3 protein-coding genes are annotated in these 2250 nt (G+C 25.0%); 1 reads left to right on the top strand and 2 read right to left on the bottom strand.

What is annotated here, in order from left to right; genetic code table 4:
• Window positions 1–85 precede the first annotated feature (85 nt).
• Complete coding sequence (locus tag EHU54_RS05595; protein WP_400249406.1) at window positions 86–511, bottom strand: hypothetical protein; 426 nt, start codon at window positions 509–511, stop codon at window positions 86–88.
• Window positions 502–1269, bottom strand: coding sequence for a recombinase RecT (locus EHU54_RS05600; RefSeq protein ID WP_400249408.1), 768 nt, complete (start codon window positions 1267–1269; stop codon window positions 502–504). Before EHU54_RS05600 ends, EHU54_RS05595 begins: the two co-directional genes overlap by 10 nt.
• A gap of 764 nt (window positions 1270–2033) precedes the next feature.
• Here EHU54_RS05600 and EHU54_RS05605 point away from each other — a divergent pair.
• Window positions 2034–2250, top strand: a 217-nt coding sequence (locus EHU54_RS05605; protein ID WP_400249409.1) for a hypothetical protein, incomplete at its 3' end; no start/stop codon positions are given.

Here is a 2250-nt window from a genome sequence, read left to right on the forward strand (position 1 = left end):
AATTTTTAAATAAAAGACATAATTAATTAAAATTATAATTTGCTATTAGTATCTTTTTAAAAATATTTACAATTATTTTAATAGGTTATGCAAGAAGTCTATTATTATATTTTCAACCTTTACCATATTCATAAGTTAAATAATCATTTTTACTAAATTCTTGAATACAACCATTATTATATTTACTTAAATTTTCTATATTTTTAACAACTGATTTAGTATGTCTTGGTGATACTCAATTAATATTGCTTACTTTTTTTGTATTGTATTTAACTGTTCCAATTAATTTTAATAAATCATCGAGGTCTTTACTAGCATTAGTGGATGTATATAAACAATCTTCAATATTAATGATTTCTGCAGTAGGAATTATATTATCTAAAATTTCTTTAACGTGTAATAATCATTCTTTTGTTTTAAATTCAATTTTTTGTATTACAATTTCATTTTCAAAAATAACAATAGCAGTAGTACCAGTTCCTGATGGGTCAATACCTATTTTTATTCCCATTTTGCTCATTCCTCATCATTGTTAACTGCTGACACTACATTTGATATATCTTCTTCTTTAACGACATTATTGTTTGTGTCCGATATTTCTGTATAAGATGGGGTATTTATATTATTTGATAAGGATTCATTGTTCATCTGCCCCTGATTTTTGGCGACAGTAATATCATTAAAAGGTATATAATCAAAATTACCATCTTCTTTTATTTGTTTTTCATCTAAATCAATATCATTAATATCAACGCCTAATTCTTGGGCTAATTTACGATATAATTTTGCTTCAACCATTTCTTTTGGTCATTTATTTCAAGGGGAATATTCACTATTTCCACTTGGACTACTATTTTTTAAACGGTCAATATCTGCTTTTCTTAATAAAATACCTTGATAATTAGCATTTTTATCTTTTGCAAAAGCATAAGCTCCAATTATCTCATTATAATCACTAGTATTTGCATTAAAATTAATCTCATGAATTTTTGGGCAAGAATTTATAGCATCCCATTCAAATTTTTCACTTTTAAATATAATTGATTTTCGTGGACTATATCCTGCTTCTTCAATTCTTTTACAATAAACTTTACTATCAATAATAGTTGTTAATTTATTTTTAAATGGTTCATATTTAACAATTGCACCTTTAATATATTGTTGGTAGTCGGAAAAAAGCTTAGGTTTTATAAAAAATATAAATAAAGTAATTAAATATAAATTAAAGTAATCGCTTATTAAAGCGATTTTTTTATTTGCATTATTCATCAGATAGTATCTTTAAAACTAAAAATTAACCTATTTTTCCCTACAGACTAGTTAATTTTTATAATTTCCTTTCTGTGATTTATTATATTTTTTCAGTTTAACAACTAATAATATCATTTTTAATAAAGGTACTATCTGATGAATAATGCAATCTAAAACTTAATATTTTGATGCTTAAAGATGGATATAACTCATCTATGGCACGAAGCCTTAAAGAAAGTGTTAAAGCGATTGGATTTACTCTCCTATTTATTTCTTTAATTCTCGGCAAGATTAATCACTTACGAAATGTCAGAGCATGTGTTTTTTGGCTTGTTTTCATAAAAAGAGTGTTGTTAAACCGAAAAAAACAATATCGGACACTAAAAACAAGAGGGTTGGAGCTCCAAAAGGTTATTTTCTTTATATAAAGTTGTCTAGGGATGGATGAAGCGTAATTAATAGCTGGGTAAACTGTTTTTTGTTTATTTCCGTATGGGGGTAAACTCTATCAAAATATCCTATCCGCCCCCGCTCACCTTCAAAGTGAAGCGGGCTGCGAAGTAATTAAATACTAAAATAAATTATTTACTAAATATCAAAATATTAACCAATAAAGGAATATTATGTTTTTTTACAGAAAGGAAAATATTTTATTAAAAAATGAAATAAAAAAATTAAAAATAAATTACAAGAATTAATGATACGAGCTTATCCAGTAATGGTAAATGATATTAATGATGAAATTTGAGCAACAAATAAAAAGAATTAAGGAGTATAGATAAATGACAGAATATAAAAGTTTGTATATTAATAAAAATTGAAATGAAATAACAACATCTTTTGAATGAGCTAATTGTCAGCCTGTTAATTGTCGTATTTCACATCATAAAAATCATTATGATTTGCAATGTTTAGAATGAGCCAAAATGTACTTAAATTTATTTAAAGACAAGTGAGATGTTATTGCTTCTTATATGCAATATTATAAAATTAACGATA

It is taken from the genome of Spiroplasma sp. ald, assembly GCF_044714355.1.
Lineage (GTDB): Bacteria > Bacillota_I > Bacilli_A > Mycoplasmatales > Mycoplasmataceae > Spiroplasma > Spiroplasma phoeniceum.